General features: G+C 40.1%; 16 protein-coding genes. 11 read left to right on the forward strand and 5 right to left on the reverse strand.

Features of this window, described 5'->3' with window-relative positions:
* Positions 1-226: 226 nt before the first annotated feature.
* The gene (locus AC6ER8_RS03755; protein ID WP_497079436.1) at positions 227-778 is read left to right on the forward strand and encodes a DUF2497 domain-containing protein; all 552 of its coding nucleotides are present in this window, start codon (positions 227-229) and stop codon (positions 776-778) included.
* 150 nt (positions 779-928) lie between these two features.
* Complete coding sequence (locus AC6ER8_RS03760; protein WP_497079437.1) at positions 929-3,652, forward strand: valine--tRNA ligase; 2,724 nt, start codon at positions 929-931, stop codon at positions 3,650-3,652.
* Between the two features lie 609 nt (positions 3,653-4,261).
* Here AC6ER8_RS03760 and AC6ER8_RS03765 read toward each other — a convergent pair.
* From AC6ER8_RS03765 to xth, 5 genes are all read right to left on the reverse strand, one after another.
* Positions 4,262-5,008, reverse strand: coding sequence for an amino acid ABC transporter ATP-binding protein (locus tag AC6ER8_RS03765; protein ID WP_497079439.1), 747 nt, complete (start codon positions 5,006-5,008; stop codon positions 4,262-4,264).
* 11 nt (positions 5,009-5,019) lie between these two features.
* On the reverse strand, positions 5,020-5,736 hold the full coding sequence (locus AC6ER8_RS03770; protein WP_497079441.1) for an amino acid ABC transporter permease: 717 nt from the start codon (positions 5,734-5,736) through the stop codon (positions 5,020-5,022).
* Between the two features lie 2 nt (positions 5,737-5,738).
* Entirely contained in the window at positions 5,739-6,491 is a 753-nt protein-coding gene (locus AC6ER8_RS03775) for an amino acid ABC transporter permease (RefSeq protein WP_497079443.1), read from the reverse strand.
* A gap of 137 nt (positions 6,492-6,628) precedes the next feature.
* Positions 6,629-7,534: a transporter substrate-binding domain-containing protein gene (locus tag AC6ER8_RS03780; protein WP_497079444.1), complete on the reverse strand. Its 906-nt coding sequence runs from the start codon at positions 7,532-7,534 to the stop codon at positions 6,629-6,631.
* 144 nt (positions 7,535-7,678) lie between these two features.
* Complete coding sequence (xth, locus tag AC6ER8_RS03785) at positions 7,679-8,461, reverse strand: exodeoxyribonuclease III (RefSeq protein WP_497079445.1); 783 nt, start codon at positions 8,459-8,461, stop codon at positions 7,679-7,681.
* A 489-nt stretch (positions 8,462-8,950) separates the two neighbouring features.
* On the opposite strand from xth, the gene rpsL reads away from it, so the two are divergent.
* From rpsL to rplB, 9 genes are all read left to right on the forward strand, one after another.
* Positions 8,951-9,322, forward strand: coding sequence for a 30S ribosomal protein S12 (gene rpsL, locus AC6ER8_RS03790; RefSeq protein WP_497074132.1), 372 nt, complete (start codon positions 8,951-8,953; stop codon positions 9,320-9,322).
* An 18-nt stretch (positions 9,323-9,340) separates the two neighbouring features.
* Positions 9,341-9,811: a 30S ribosomal protein S7 gene (gene rpsG, locus AC6ER8_RS03795; RefSeq protein ID WP_497079447.1), complete on the forward strand. Its 471-nt coding sequence runs from the start codon at positions 9,341-9,343 to the stop codon at positions 9,809-9,811.
* A gap of 24 nt (positions 9,812-9,835) precedes the next feature.
* On the forward strand, positions 9,836-11,920 hold the full coding sequence (gene fusA, locus AC6ER8_RS03800; RefSeq protein ID WP_497079449.1) for an elongation factor G: 2,085 nt from the start codon (positions 9,836-9,838) through the stop codon (positions 11,918-11,920).
* Between the two features lie 62 nt (positions 11,921-11,982).
* Positions 11,983-13,158, forward strand: coding sequence for an elongation factor Tu (gene tuf, locus AC6ER8_RS03805; protein WP_142417119.1), 1,176 nt, complete (start codon positions 11,983-11,985; stop codon positions 13,156-13,158).
* A gap of 61 nt (positions 13,159-13,219) precedes the next feature.
* Positions 13,220-13,528: a 30S ribosomal protein S10 gene (gene rpsJ, locus AC6ER8_RS03810; protein WP_005773267.1), complete on the forward strand. Its 309-nt coding sequence runs from the start codon at positions 13,220-13,222 to the stop codon at positions 13,526-13,528.
* 27 nt (positions 13,529-13,555) lie between these two features.
* The gene (rplC, locus tag AC6ER8_RS03815; protein WP_497079451.1) at positions 13,556-14,293 is read left to right on the forward strand and encodes a 50S ribosomal protein L3; all 738 of its coding nucleotides are present in this window, start codon (positions 13,556-13,558) and stop codon (positions 14,291-14,293) included.
* A 2-nt stretch (positions 14,294-14,295) separates the two neighbouring features.
* A complete protein-coding gene (gene rplD / locus AC6ER8_RS03820; RefSeq protein WP_497079453.1) occupies positions 14,296-14,916 on the forward strand; it encodes a 50S ribosomal protein L4 in 621 nt (206 codons plus the stop codon).
* Positions 14,913-15,206: a 50S ribosomal protein L23 gene (locus AC6ER8_RS03825; protein ID WP_005773270.1), complete on the forward strand. Its 294-nt coding sequence runs from the start codon at positions 14,913-14,915 to the stop codon at positions 15,204-15,206. The genes rplD and AC6ER8_RS03825 overlap by 4 nt, the downstream gene beginning before the upstream one ends.
* A gap of 21 nt (positions 15,207-15,227) precedes the next feature.
* Positions 15,228-16,061 (forward strand): 50S ribosomal protein L2, encoded by an 834-nt coding sequence (rplB, locus tag AC6ER8_RS03830; RefSeq protein ID WP_497079455.1) that lies wholly within the window; start codon positions 15,228-15,230, stop codon positions 16,059-16,061.

A 16,061-nucleotide genomic window follows, 5' to 3' on the forward strand; every position in this document is an offset into this window, starting at 1 on the left:
GATTTTACATCATTTAATTTTTTAAAAAATAGTTAATGAGTCCTTGGATATGTTGAAAAACAACGTGGAAATGTGTTTTTTTTAAGTGCATAAAGTTGTGTGTAGCGCCCTCTTTATGACAAGCATATTTAAAAATATCACGAGAGACATGTTGATCTTATGATTCTTTTGCATACACTGAAAATATGATTCTATTTATTGTTGCGTCTTTGAGAGGTTGTAAAGTATGGTACAGAGTTCAAGCGTGTTACGTGAGCCAAGTATGGATGAAATCTTGACATCTATTCGTGAAATAATCGAAGAAAATGCGGTTCAATCTGATCACTTTTTAAATGAAGATGTTGCAGTAAATGCTTCCCAAGATCATTCAGAAGGTGTTTATGATACAACCTTATCGGTTGATGATGCTATGAAAGCTTTAGCTGATCGTATTGGTCTTTCTACTGAGAATCAAGAGGGAAGGATAGCGCAAGAAAAAGAGAATACAGAGGTAGAAAATAATACAGTGGGTGTAGATGCGCAAAAAATGAAGACTTCTTCTGAAGAACGGAACTCTGTTTATAAAGCAAAAGAATATGAAGATGAGATGAGAAAATCGCGCTCAGATGGAGGAGCTGGTCGTGTGGAATTGTCTGCATACTGCATTTCTTCTGCAGAAAAGATTGCAAAGGATGTGTTGCGTCCGGCTATAGCAGAATGGTTACAGTCTAAGTTGCCTCTTTTGCTGGAAGATATTTTGCGTGAAGAGATTGTGAAGGCGATTAAAAAGTCGTCTTAATGATTTTCTCTACATTGTTTTTATATTTTTCATTTTATAGAAACTTTTTTACAGCTTTGCGGGCTCTCTAGTAAAGGGTTGAGGTTTCTGAGATTCTGATCGGATTTTGATCATATATTGTGTTTTTCAGCGACGTTATGAATGGATAGAATGTTAGAAAAAAACTATGATGCTGCTTCTATAGAGCAACGGGTTGCAAAGAGGTGGGAGGATCGTGGGGCTTTTAAAGCGGGAGCGGGTTCTAAAAGTGGGGCAGAACCTTTTTGCGTTATGCTGCCACCTCCTAATGTTACGGGCTCACTTCATATGGGGCATGCGCTCAATACAACAATTCAAGATATAATGGTTCGATTTCAACGGATGCGTGGCAGAAATGTGTTGTGGCAGCCGGGGATGGATCATGCTGGGATTGCTACACAAATGGTTGTAGAGCGTCAACTTGCAGAACGCCAAGAGCCAACGCGTCAAGAGATGGGAAGAGAAAAGTTTATTGAGCGTATTTGGGAATGGCGCCATGAAACGGGAGGCGTTATTGCACATCAATTGCGTCGTCTTGGCATTTCATGTGATTGGTCGCGTGAGCGGTTTACAATGGATGAGGGGTTGTCGCAGGCTGTTCGTGAGGTTTTTGTCACGCTTTATAAGCAAGGATTGATATATAAAGATAAGCGCCTCGTTAATTGGGATCCTAAATTGTTAACGGCTATTTCGGATCTTGAAGTTGAGCAAAAAGAAGTTAAAGGACATTTGTGGCATTTTAGATATCCACTTGAGGGGAAAACTTTTGATTCAAATGATGCGACAACTTTTATAGTCGTGGCAACAACACGACCAGAAACGATGCTCGGTGATACAGGAATTGCTGTTAATCCTGAAGATGAGCGTTATAGAAATCTTATTGGTAAAAATGCTCTTTTGCCACTTGTTGGTCGTCGATTATTGATCGTTGGTGATACGCATGCTGATCCTGAGGCTGGAAGTGGTGCTGTAAAAATCACCCCAGCGCATGATTTTAATGACTTTGAAGTAGGACAGCGTAATGATTTACGCTTAATCAATATTTTCACTCAAAAAGCTGAGATTTTTCTTCGTGAGAATGAGGCATTTTTTGATGGTTTGGTTTTATCAGATGAATTAAAAATGTTAGTAGAAAATCTCGATAAAGCTGATCGTTTTGTTGCACGCCAAAAGATTGTTTCTTTGATGGAAGAACAGGGATATTTAGCTTCTGTTGATGATCATTCTCATATGGTTCCTCATGGAGATCGCAGTGGTGTACCTATTGAACCTTTTTTGACAGATCAATGGTATGTTCATGCTGCTGAATTAGCAAAGCCCGCGATAGAGGCTGTACAACAAGGAAAAACGCAGTTTGTTCCTGATAACTGGAAAAAAACCTACTTCAATTGGATGCAAAATATTCAGCCTTGGTGCATTTCTCGTCAATTATGGTGGGGACATCAGATTCCTGCTTGGTATGGCCCTGATGGAACAGCTTTTGTTGAAAAAAGTGAAAAAGAGGCTTTAGATTCGGCTTTTGCTCATTATGGTGAGGTGGTGGAATTAATTCGTGATCCGGATGTTTTAGATACTTGGTTTTCATCAGCTCTTTGGCCTTTTTCAACACTAGGATGGCCCGATAAAACGGTTGAATTATCGACCTTTTACCCAACATCTTTATCCGTGACAGGATTTGATATTATTTTTTTCTGGGTTGCTCGTATGATGATGATGGGCCTTCACTTTATGGGTGATGTTCCTTTTCCAACGGTTTATGTGCACGCTCTTGTCCGAGATCAAAAGGGTGCAAAGATGTCAAAATCAAAGGGAAATATTATTGATCCCTTAGAGCTTATTGATCAATATAGTGCTGATTCATTGCGATTTACTTTGGCGATTATGGCGGCACAAGGTCGTGATGTAAAACTTGATGCTTCTCGTATTGCTGGTTATCGTAATTTTGCTACAAAATTATGGAACGCTACTCGGTTTGCACAGATGAATGGTGTAAAGCATGATCCAAATTTTAGGCCAGAACAAGCAAAACTGGCGCTTAATCGTTGGATTTTAACAGAGCTTTCTAAAACAATCTCAGTTGTGACGACAGGTATTGAACACTATAAGTTTAACGAATCTGCTGCCGCACTTTACCGCTTCATTTGGAATACTTTCTGTGACTGGTATTTGGAGCTGCTTAAACCTATCTTTCAGGGGGAAGATGAAGGGGCTAAAAATGAGGCTCAGGCTTGTACTGCTTGGGTGTTGGATGAGGTTTATAAACTTCTTCACCCCTTTATGCCGCATATAACAGAAGAGTTGTGGTCTCTTACAGAAACGCAAGCAATCAAGCGTGAGGATGTGCTCGCATTAACAAAATGGCCAGAGGCAACATTGATGGATGAAGAGGCTGCTGCTGATATTAATTGGCTTATTGATCTGGTCACGGGGATTCGGTCTGTACGTTTTGAAATGAATATTCCTGCGGCGACACGGGCCCCTCTTGTTGTTGTCGAAGGCGGGGATGTAACGCGAGAGCGTGTGCAGCGCTATGATGCACTTCTTAAAAAGTTAGCACGTATTGAAGTCATTGATTTCTCTGATAAGGTTCCGGAAATATCAGCACAAATGATTTTGGGAGAGGCTATTTTTTGTTTGCCATTAGGGCAGTTGATTGATTTAGAGGCTGAACGTCTTCGTTTGAAGAAAGAAGTCAGTAAAATTGAACAAGATATTGAAAAAATATCATTGAAATTAAATAATCCAAAATTTATAGAAAATGCAAAAGCAGAGATTGTTGAGAGTGAACAAAATAGAGTTGTAGAACTGCGTGTTGCACAAGAAAAGATATCCATTGCTTTAGAGCGGTTGGGCTAATTCTTACTTTTTATTTTTTTGCATATATCGTTAAAAAAGGTGCTGATCTTGGCTCAGAGGATGAGAGTTATGTTTCTGACGCATTGGTTAAACTTGCGGGATATATAAAAAGGTATTTCTCAGTCGTCTATAAAGCTTAATTCTTCTTATGCCGCTGATCTTTATATGCATTCTACGGTGAACTATAGAAATTTTAAAGTTCAGTATCATTTAGGAAAAATATTTTTAGAGGGAGAGGAAAGGGAGAAGAACTTTATACAAGCTACGCGATGATTTCAACTTTCAGCAAAAAAAGAAAACTCTTCTGCCCAAGCAATTCTTGGAAATATACTTCTTCAAGAAGTAAAAATCGTTCGCGGTACGGCAATGTTAACTGCTGCCTATGAAAAAGCTAACGTAAGAGACAAAAATTGAATTCAACCTTTGCAAGAGAAGGCTTTTACTCTTTGTGATGAATTTGAGAGAATAATTTTACTGGTTTCTGATATTAAAAAAATAACAATTTTAAAAATATCTGATCATAATATTTTTTATATTCTCTCATCTGTTATTAAATTTTTTCCAATTTCTAAGTTTAGAGTAGAGATAGCTTTTATGATAATATAATGGCTAATGACTTAGGATTTTAGATAAAAATTCTTGCGCTCTTGGTGTTCTTTCTTGCGGATGAGAAAAGAATTCTTTAGATGAACAGTCTTCAAGAATTGTTCCTTGATCTATGAAGATAACACGCTCTGAGACTTTTTGTGCAAAGCCCATTTCGTGTGTTACACAAATCATTGTCATGCCTTCTTCTGCTAAACTGATCATGACATCGAGTACTTCACCTACCATTTCAGGATCTAGAGCAGATGTTGGTTCATCAAAAAGCATAACGTGTGGATCCATGGTTAAAGCACGTGCAATAGCAACACGTTGTTGTTGTCCTCCAGAAAGTTGACCAGGATATTTGTCTTTATGTTCGGTCAGTCCAACGCGCTCAAGATATAACAAACCACGTTCAAGCGCTTCTTTTTTGCTGCGTTTTAGAACTTTGATTTGTGCAATTGTCAAATTTTCTGTGACAGATAAATGGGGGAAAAGCTCAAAGTGTTGAAATACCATTCCCACCTGACTGCGCAATTTAGGCAGATTCGTTTGTTTTGAATGCACTGGTATTCCATTAATCCAAATTTCACCTTTTTGAAAAGGAACGAGAGCGTTAATGGTTTTAATGAGTGTTGATTTTCCTGATCCTGATGGTCCACAAATGACAACCACTTCTCCTTTATTAATGTTGGTTGTACAGTTTTTAAGGACTTGAATTTCGCCATACCAATTAGAAACATTTTTTATTTCGATCATATGCGTAGACATTTTTTTCCCCGTTAGCGAATAATGGATACTTTTTTTTGTAAATATAAAACGATTTGTGACAGTGTAAAACAGATCACAAAATAGAAAATAGCTGCTAAGATATAAGCTTCTTGCTTTACACCAAAATTATTAGCAGCAATATCAAAACCATTCAAAAGGCTATGACCGCTGATAGCATAAACAAGGGTTGTATCCTGAAAAAGGATAATGACTTGGGTTAAAAAGACTGGAAGCATATCTCTAAAGGCTTGAGGAAGAATAACAATATACATACTTTGCCAATACGTCATTCCAAGAGCTTGTCCTGCATATTTTTGTCCTTGCGGAACTGAACGGATACCAGCACGCATAATTTCAGCAAAGTAAGCCGTTTCAAATGCGGTAAAGGTGATGAGTGCTGATTTATTGGCACCGATAGATGTTCCCGTTAAAAAAGGCAAAAGCACAAAAAACCATAAGATAACCATTACAAGCGGTATTGAACGCATAGCTGTGATGTAAACGATTGCAAACCAAGAAAGAAGCTTTATGGAAGAAAGGCGCATCATTGCTAAAAATGTGCCGAAAATAAATCCTAATACCGTTGCAAAAAGAGTTAGAAAAACGCTAAAGAGCAAGCCTGACAAAATGTAAGAACGAAATACATCAAAGGTAAAAAAGGAAAAATCAAAATCTGAAAAATTGAAAGGAAAATAAAGTCCAAACTGAGAGCTTATGAAATTTATCATATTCAATTTTCCTTTGTTTGAAAATTAGGAATTTTGAGCATTTGTTCAATGACTGTCATCACAATGAATACAAATAAGGCTATAAGGATATAAAGAATCGTTACAAGCAAATAATTTTCGTAAACATGGCTTATTTCTTCAATTGCTTGATATTGAAATTGCATGAGCTCATTGATTGAAACAGCAAACGCTATAGATGAGTTTTTCACAATGCCCATTGCTTCTGAAGTAAGCGGTGGCATAATTGCACGGATAGCACGCGGTAATAGGATATAGCGATAACTTTGATAAGTTGTAAACCCCATTGCCATAGCCGCATAGCGTTGTCCTGAAGGAATTGCTTCAATACCTGAACGAACCTGTTCTGCAATGCGTGCTGATGTAAAGAATCCCAATGCGCATGTTACTAAGAGAATCGGGGAAAATTTCATCGCTGGTGGATAAATTTTAGGAACAACAAAATACCACAAAAATACCTGTACAAGGAGGGGAATGTTACGCATAATCTCCACCCAAATAGCACCGATTGTGCGAAATACGCAATTGATGATGGATGTTTTGGGTAAAGTGCGGATTGTTCCTATAATAACACCACAAAATATGGCTAATATCAGCGAAGTGATGGACAATATAACCGTATTTTTTAAGCCATCGAGAAGCGTATCTAAATAGGTATGACTCACACCGGGAGTACCCAAACATCCTGTTACCAGTGTTTGAGTAAGGTCATCTCTACAAAGGAAAGAAAAGTCCATTAATTGATATTCCCTCAAATTAGTCATTCACAAACAGAACAATAAATCCAAGTGTATTTACATAGGTGGAATTTATTAAAAAGTGAACTAAAATATAAACCACACTCAATTTTTAAAGAGTGTGGTTTTTTCAAATTTTATAAATCTTCTTCTGTGTAGCTTTCCCGAGGCTTATTATTTGGGTGATCCCAAGCATATCTTGTTTGTTTTGATAAGGGAAGATTCATCACAGTATTGGCAGGTGGAATCGGTTTCATAAACCACTTATCATAAAGTTTTTCAAGTGATTCGTCTTTAATTTGACGGAGAATACTGTCGTTGATTACTTGTTCAAATTTTTTGTCATGTAATCTAAGCATGCAGGCGATGGGCTCGACTGAAAGTACGGTATCAAGAATGACATAATCAGATGGATTTTTTGATTTTGCAATATGTCCAGCAAGAATTGAGGCATCCATAACAAATGCATCGGCACGACCCGACTCGAGCAATAAGAAGCTATCTGCGTGATCTTTTCCTTTGACGACCTTAAAATGAATGTTTTTTGCACGTTTATTTTTACGAATAAGTTGAACCGATGTCGTACCGGTGGTCGTTGCAACTGTTTTTCCATTTAAATCGTTAAGAGATTTAATGTTAGAGTTTTTCTTAACAGCAATCCGAACTTCTTCAACGTATGTTGTATAAGCAAATGCTGCTTCTTTACTGCGGGCAATATCATTTGTTGTTGAGCCGCACTCAAAATCATAGGTTTTATTTTTTAAGAGAGGAATTCTATTTTGAGAAGTGATGGGGAGATAATGAATTTTAATTGGTTTACCAATTTTTTTTGAGATATCATTAATGATACGTTCTGCCATTTCTGTGTGAAAACCTACATATTTATTATTCCCAAGGGCATAGGCCAACCCTGATGATTCACGGACTCCTAAAGTGATTTCTCCTGTTCGTTTTATTTTTTCAAGGGTATCGTCCCCAGCATGCGCAACACTTGTGAGCCCAATGGCTGCTGCTGCAATAAACATTAATAATGATTTCTTCATTTATGTCCTCCATTCATTTACTTTTTGAGTTATTCAAGTATTTTTTAGTTACTCAAGTTATACTGTTTGGATGGTGTAGCATAGTTATTTTTCTGAGTGGATTTTTTTGTTGGTTCATAAAATGAGGGCTGTATTTTCACTTTCTTAATTGATATTAAGATAAATCCAAACAGGAACATGGTCGGATGGTTTTTGATATCCTCTTACTTCTGTTTGACTCTGAGCACAAATAAGGTGATCAACAGCTTCTGGTGATAAGAGTAAATGATCAATGCGAATCCCATTATTTTTAGGCCAAGCAGCCGCTTGAAAATCCCAGAAACTAAAGGAGGGAGCATCGGTAACATTCCGGATAGCATCGTAAAAACCTAAATGAAGAATACGTTGAAATGCTTTTCTTGTTTGTAGAAGAAACAAAGCATCTTGCTTCCATTCTTGAGGTTTTTTTGCATCTAATGGGGTGGGGATGACATTGTAATCACCGGCTAGAATAAGAGGCTCTTCATACGCAAGCAGTGATTTTGCATGGGCATATAATCTTTCCATCCATTCCATTTTATAGGAATATTTTTCACTCTCAATAGGGTTTCCATTTGGCAAATAGAGTGAGGCAATACGCACAACACCTTTGTTTGTTGAATAAACGGCTTCAATATAACGTGTTTGTTCATCATGATCATTGCCTGGTAATCGACGGATTACTTCATCTGGCGTTTTTTTAGAAAGAATTGCAACGCCATTAAAACTTTTTTGTCCGTGTGTTTCTATATGATAACCTAGACGTTCAATTGCATCGCGTGGAAAATTTTGATCAATACTTTTTATTTCCTGTAGACAAACTATGTCCGGCTGATTTTTCTGTAGCCATTGGCACAACGTTTCATGTCGGGCTTTTATTCCGGCAATATTCCACGTTGCTATTTTCATGGTGTTTATCATTAGACATTAAATATGCAATTCAATTTAATTGACTGCATCCATATTTTATTATGTTTCATCGCTCATTTTTCTATTTAAGTTGATATTACTATGGTAAATTGATTTATCAAGGGTACAAAAACAAATTGAAAGTTTTAAAATTTAATTTATTTTCATTTTTACGAACTTTCTGTTGTTTAGTTCTTGACGAATGTCTGTGTTCTCGCTATTAGACACGAACATAACCGATGTTGAAGTGATCATTTGTTTTTGGGTATGCTCCAAAAGATCCTTCGAATGGATGTTAAGAAGATTAAAAGCAAATGCTAGTGCAAAAGGCTATTGCCTTCTCTGCTTATGATCGGGTAGACTGTTTTTAGCAGCTGTGCCCGATTTTGTATGGAAAATCGGTATCCATTTCGATTCTGTTGAAGTGGGTGAAAATAAATAAAAGCCCGGTTGGGTAAGAAGAATGTAGATCGAAAAGAGGAAGGTTGCATGCCTACCGTAAACCAATTGATTCGCAAGCCGCGTATAGCGCCAGTTAGACGGAATAAGGTTCCTGCTTTGCAGTCGAATCCACAGAAGCGTGGTGTTTGCACGCGTGTTTATACAACAACGCCGAAGAAACCTAACTCTGCTCTTCGTAAGGTTGCAAAGATTCGCTTGACGAATGGATTTGAGGTGATTGGTTATATTCCTGGAGAGGGACATAATCTTCAAGAGCACTCTGTTGTGATGATTCGTGGTGGTCGTGTGAAGGATTTGCCAGGAGTTCGTTATCACATTATTCGTGGTTTGCTTGATACGCAAGGTGTTAAGAATCGTAAACAGCGTCGTTCCAAATATGGCGCGAAGCGTCCAAAATAATATTGAGAGACAAAGCCAATGTCCCGTCGTCATAGAGCAGAAAAGCGTGAAATTAACCCGGATCCTAAGTTTGGTGATTTGGTTATTATGAAATTTATGAATGCCATTATGTTTGATGGTAAAAAATCAGTTGCAGAGCGTATTGTTTATGGTGCGCTTGATTCTGTAGAGAAGAGAGTGAAAACAGATCCTGTGGAGTTGTTTCATCGGGCTTTAGAGAATGTTGCTCCTCATATTGAGGTTCGTTCACGTCGTGTTGGTGGTGCTACTTATCAGGTTCCAGTTGATGTTCGTCCTGATCGTCGTCAGGCGCTTGCTATTCGTTGGTTGATTTCTGCGGCGCGTGGTCGTAATGAGACGACGATGATTGAGCGTTTATCTGGTGAATTGATGGATGCGGCTAATAATCGTGGTTCTGCTGTGAAAAAACGTGAGGATGTTCATCGTATGGCCGAAGCTAACCGTGCTTTTTCTCACTATCGCTGGTAGAAGTTTTAAACTAAGGCAAATATAATGGCTCGCGAATATAAAATTGAAGATTATCGTAATTTTGGTATTATGGCGCATATTGACGCCGGTAAGACCACAATGACTGAGCGTATTCTGTTCTATACGGGGAAGAACCATAAAATTGGTGAGACCCATGATGGTGCTTCTACGATGGATTGGATGGAGCAGGAGCAGGAGCGTGGTATTACGATTACATCTGCTGCAACGACAACTTTTTGGGAAGGGCGTGATGGTCGCAAGCGTCGCTTCAATATTATTGATACGCCAGGGCACGTGGACTTTACGATTGAAGTTGAGCGTTCTTTGCGTGTTCTTGATGGGGCTATTGCGTTATTGGATGCCAATGCTGGTGTGGAGCCTCAGACGGAAACTGTTTGGCGGCAAGCTGAGAAATATCGTGTGCCTCGCATGGTTTTTGTGAATAAAATGGATAAGATCGGTGCTGATTTCTATCGTAGTGTGGAAATGGTTGGTACTCGGTTGGGGGCTAAGGCGCTTGTTTTACAGTTGCCAATTGGTGCTGAAAATGACTTTGAAGGTGTTATTGATCTTGTTGAGATGAAAGCTTTAAAGTGGGATGGTTCTATTGGTGCCCCTGCGGTGGTCAGTGAAATTCCTTCTGATTTAAAGGAAAAGGCTGAAGAATATCGCGAGAAGTTGATTGAGACGGCTGTGGAAGTTGATGAGGCTGCGACGGAGGCGTATTTGGAAGGTGTTATGCCAACCAACGAGCAGCTTGTTTCCCTTATTCGTAAGGGGACTGTAGATGTTCAGTTTCATCCTGTTCTTTGTGGTACAGCTTTTAAAAATAAGGGTGTGCAACCGCTTTTAGATGCTGTTGTTTCTTATCTTCCTTCACCGATTGATATTCCGGCGATTAAGGGTATTGATGTGAAGACTGAGGCTGAGACGACACGTGAGTCTTCGGATGATGCTCCGCTGTCTATGCTTGCTTTTAAAATTATGAATGATCCTTTTGTTGGTTCGTTGACTTTCTGTCGTATTTACTCTGGTAAAGTTCATAAAGGTATTTCTCTTGAGAATACTGTGAAGAAAAAGAAAGAGCGCTTAGGGCGTATGCTTCAAATGCATTCAAATTCTCGTGAGGATATAGAGGAAGCGTTTGCTGGTGATATTGTTGCGCTTGCTGGTCTTAAGGAAACAACAACAGGTGATACGCTTTGTGATCCTTTAAAGCCTGTTATTTTGGAGCGGATGGAATTTCCAGAACCTGTGATTGAGATTGCTATTGAGCCGAAGACAAAAGCAGATCAAGAAAAAATGGGTATTGCTCTTAATCGTTTGGCTGCGGAAGATCCTTCGTTTCGTGTTAAATCAGATGAGGAATCAGGGCAGACCATTATCGCTGGAATGGGTGAGCTTCATCTTGATATTATTGTTGATCGTATGCGGCGTGAGTTTAAGGTTGAAGCAAATGTTGGGCAGCCTCAGGTTGCTTATCGTGAGTCAATTACTAAAATGGCAGAAATTGATTATACGCATAAGAAACAATCGGGTGGTGCTGGTCAATTTGCTCGTGTGAAGATTATTTTTGAACCTCATGAAGGTGACGATTTTATTTTTGAGTCGAAGATTGTTGGTGGTGCTGTTCCTAAAGAATATATTCCAGGTGTTCAAAAGGGTATTGAGAGTGTTATGGGATCAGGACCTCTTGCGGGTTTTCCTATGCTTGGTGTAAAAGCAACGCTTATTGATGGTGGTTATCACGATGTTGATTCATCTGTGTTGGCTTTTGAGATTGCTGCTCGTGCAGCGTTTCGTGATGGGGCAAAGAAGGCAGGCGCACAGCTTCTTGAGCCGATCATGAAAGTAGAAGTTGTTACGCCAGATGATTATGTTGGTGATGTTATTGGTGATCTTAACTCTCGGCGAGGGCAGATTTCGGGAACTGAAGCGCGTGGTATTGCAACAGTTGTGAATGCAATGGTTCCTTTGGCAAATATGTTTGGTTATGTGAATACTCTTCGCTCTATGAGTCAGGGGCGTGCACAATACACAATGCAGTTTGATCATTACGAGCCTGTTCCTTCCGCTGTTGCTTTGGAGATTCAAAAGAAATACGCGTAATTTCAGGTTGGTAATTAATTTTTAACTTAGTCCTTTCTTTGGACGGAAAATGGAGAGCTCAAATGGCGAAGAGCAAATTTGAACGTACGAAACCACATGTTAATATTGGTACGATTGGTCACGTTGATCATGGGAAGACTTCGTTGACAGCAGCGATTACGAAATTTTTTGGTGAATTTAAAGCCTATGACCAAATTGATGCGGCACCGGAGGAACGTGCCCGTGGGATTACCATTTCTACAGCACATGTTGAGTATGAAACGGAGAATCGTCACTATGCTCACGTTGATTGTCCAGGACACGCTGACTATGTGAAAAATATGATCACTGGGGCAGCGCAGATGGATGGAGCCATTTTGGTTGTTTCTGCCGCTGATGGTCCTATGCCTCAAACCCGTGAGCATATTTTGCTTGCTCGTCAGGTTGGTGTTCCAGCGATTGTTGTTTTTCTGAATAAGGTTGATCAGGTTGATGATGCAGAGCTTTTGGAACTTGTAGAGCTTGAGGTTCGTGAACTATTATCCAAATATGACTTCCCAGGAGATGATATCCCGATTGTTAAAGGTTCTGCATTGGCAGCACTTGAGGATAAAGATAAAAGCATTGGTGAAGATGCGGTTCGTCTTTTAATGAGTGAAGTTGATAGTTATATCCCAACGCCTGAGCGTCCTGTTGATCAGCCATTTTTGATGCCGATAGAAGATGTTTTTTCTATTTCGGGTCGTGGAACGGTTGTTACGGGTCGTGTTGAGCGTGGTATTATTAAAGTTGGCGAGGAAATTGAAATTATCGGAATTCGTCCGACTTCCAAGACGACGGTGACAGGGGTTGAAATGTTCCGCAAGCTTTTAGATCAAGGTCAAGCGGGTGATAATATCGGGGCTTTGCTTCGTGGTGTTGATCGTGAAGGGATTGAGCGTGGTCAAGTATTGGCGAAGCCCGGTTCTGTTACACCGCATACCCGTTTTAAAGCAGAGGCTTACATTTTGACGAAAGATGAAGGAGGTCGTCATACACCCTTTTTCACGAATTATCGTCCGCAATTTTACTTCCGTACGACGGATGTTACGGGTATAGTTACGCTTCCAGAAGGAACGGAAATGGTTATGCCAGGCGATAATGTTGCGATGGATGTGTCACTGATTGTTCCGATAGCGATGGAAGAGAAACTTCGTTTTGCTATTCGTGAAGGTGGTCGTACTGTTGGTGCCGGTATCGTCTCTAAGATCATTGAATAAATAATGTGTGTGGAGCGCCTCGATTATCGAAGGCGCTTTATATGACAGGGAAATAAAGAGCATGAACAGTCAGAATATTCGCATTCGCTTGAAAGCGTTTGATCATAGGATTCTTGATACGTCGACGCGTGAGATTGTATCAACTGCTAAACGGACTGGTGCAAATGTCCGTGGTCCCATTCCGCTTCCAACGCGGATTGAGAAATTTACGGTCAATCGTGGACCGCATATCGATAAGAAGAGCCGTGAGCAGTTTGAGATGCGCACACATAAACGTCTTCTTGATATTGTTGATCCAACGCCGCAAACAGTGGATGCGCTTATGAAGCTCGATCTTTCTGCTGGTGTGGATGTAGAAATTAAGCTCTGAGGTTTGAGGACAGAAGGAACAGACCCGATGCGTTCAGGTGTAATAGCACAGAAGCTGGGCATGACCCGTATTTATAATGATGCTGGTGAGCATGTGCCGGTGACAGTACTTCGTTTGGAGAATTGTCAAGTCGTTGCTCAGCGTACAGTTGAAAAGAATGGTTATACTGCTGTTCAATTAGGTGTAGGCTTTGCTAAGGTTAAAAATACTTCACAAGCTCTTCGTGGACATTTTGCTAAGGCTTCTGTTGAGCCTAAAGCAAAAATAGCAGAGTTTCGTGTAAGTCCCGATAATCTTCTTGAAATCGGTACAGAAATTACAGTGGAACATTTTGTTCCAGGACAGAGAGTTGATGTGACCGGTACCAGTATTGGTAAGGGATTTGCTGGTGTTATGAAACGGCATAACTTTGGTGGACACCGTGCTTCCCATGGTAACTCGATCACACATCGTGCTCATGGTTCTACGGGACAGTGCCAAGATCCTGGTAAAGTTTTTAAAGGTAAAAAAATGGCTGGCCATATGGGGCAGGTGCGTGTAACAACACAAAATATTGAAGTTATTTCCACTGATATTGAGCGTGGTTTAATTTTAGTGCGTGGTGCTGTTTCTGGTTCTAAGGGGTCTTGGATTTTGGTGAGAGATGCTGTGAAGAAGCGTCTTCCTGACAATGCTCCTAAGCCTGCGGGTATTCGCCGTCTTGTAAAGGAGAACACGGAAATGGTTGCTCCGGTGACGGAAACCTCTGAAGTTGAGGGAGCCTAATAATGGATCTTGTAATTAAAACTCTTGATGGTAATGAAGCTGGTAAATTAAAGGTTTCTGAATCTATCTTTGATCTTGTTCCACGTGAAGATATTTTGCAACGTGTTGTTCGTTGGCAGCTTGCACGTCGTCAACAGGGGACTCATCAGTCTCAAGGGCGCTCTGATGTATCACGAACGGGAGCAAAGATGTTTAAGCAAAAGGGAACTGGGCGTGCTCGGCATTCATCTGCACGTGCTCCACAGTTTCGAGGTGGTGGTAAAGCTCATGGACCGGTTTTTCGCAGTCATGCGCATGATCTTCCTAAAAGGATTCGTTCTCTTGGGTTACGTCTTGCTTTATCTGCAAAATTAAAAACAAAAGATTTAATTATTGTGGATGAGTTAACTGTTAAGGATGCTAAAACGAAAGAGCTTGTTTCTCATTTTTCTAAGCTTGGGTTCAATAATGCTCTCTTGATTGGTGGTAAAGAGATTGATGTTAACTTTTTTCGCGCAGCATCGAATATTCCTAATATTGATGTTTTACCCATTCAGGGAATTAATGTTTATGATATTTTGCGTCGCAGCAAACTTGTTTTATCAAAGGCAGCTGTTGAGGCTCTTGAGGAGCGTTTTAAATGACAGATCTTCGCCATTATGATGTAATTATCAGTCCAGTTATTACTGAAAAGTCGACTATGATTTCTGAATATAATCAAGTTGCTTTTAATGTCGCGCCGAAAGCGACGAAACCTGAAATTAAGGCTGCTGTTGAGGCGCTTTTTAGCGTAAAAGTTAAAGCAGTTAACACGATAGTCCGTAAGGGTAAAGTGAAGCGTTTCAAGGGTATTGTTGGTCGGCAGAGTGATGTCAAAAAAGCGATCGTAACTCTGGCCAGTGGTCAGACTATCGACGTTTCGACAGGTCTTTAAAGAGGCTCGGAGATAGGAATAATGGCACTTAAGCAATTTAATCCAACGACACCTGGGCAGCGTCAGCTTGTTATTGTGGAGCGTTCTGGTCTTTATAAGGGAAAACCTGTAAAGATGTTAACTGAAGGTTTATCTTCAAAGGGTGGACGTAACAATCGCGGTCGTGTTACGGCTCGTTTTCAAGGTGGTGGCCATAAACGTAGTTATCGGTTTGTTGACTTTAAACGTCTTAAACGTGATGTTTCAGCAAAAGTTGAACGTTTAGAGTATGATCCTAATCGTACTGCTTTTATCGCTTTAATTCGCTATGAAGATGGTCAATTAAGTTATATTCTTGCACCACAGCGTCTTGGTGTTGGCGATTGTGTTATCGCTGGTTCAAACGTTGATGTTAAACCAGGCAATGCTATGCCCCTTGGTAGTATGCCGGTAGGCACAATTATTCATAATGTTGAAATGAAGCCAGGAAAAGGGGGGCAGATTGCACGTTCAGCAGGTGCTTATGCACAGTTAGTTGGACGGGATCACGGTATGGCTATTCTTCGTTTAAATTCTGGTGAACAGCGGTTAGTTCCTAGCAGTTGTTTTGCAACTGTTGGTGCTGTTTCAAATCCTGATCATGGGAATATTAATGATGGTAAGGCAGGTCGATCACGTTGGCGTGGTAAGCGTCCACATGTTCGTGGTGTTGCAATGAACCCCGTTGATCATCCACACGGTGGTGGTGAGGGGCGTACATCGGGGGGGCGTCATCCGGTGTCTCCTTGGGGTAAGCCTACGAAAGGTAAGCGTACGCGCTCCAATAAAGCCACTGATAAGTTTATTATGCGTACGCGTCATCAGCGCAAGAAATGA

It is taken from the genome of Bartonella sp. SL320, from assembly GCF_059687635.1.